Source organism: Bacillus cereus group sp. Bce019 (genome assembly GCF_051781745.1).
Taxonomy (GTDB): domain Bacteria; phylum Bacillota; class Bacilli; order Bacillales; family Bacillaceae_G; genus Bacillus_A; species Bacillus_A cereus.
On the sequence record NZ_JBPWJX010000207.1, the window covers coordinates 1 to 259 of the forward strand.

Genomic DNA, 259 nt, shown 5'->3' on the forward strand with positions numbered 1-259 from the left:
GGATCAATAAATAAAGGTTCAATGGCAACGGAATAATCGATCGTGCTGCCGTGTTGTAATACCCAACCAGAAATCTGCTGTTGTAGTTGCTCATAGTAGGCTTGATTAATATGAGGAGGGCTATTTTTGGTTGTGTCTGGGGCCGTCTTGGTAATATCTCTTCTCTGGCGAGCTGTTAGTGAATGAAATTCTTCAATCGTCAGATTCTCATCGTTAACTGGCTGCGTAACGCTCTCTGATGGCGTTGCCTCCAAGACTG

1 protein-coding gene is annotated in these 259 nt (G+C 44.4%); it reads right to left on the reverse strand.

Translation table 11 applies throughout. The features are described 5' to 3' along the window. Positions 1 to 259 (reverse strand): hypothetical protein (locus ACS2QP_RS28030; protein ID WP_438883105.1); only part of this gene is annotated, 259 nt, incomplete at both ends.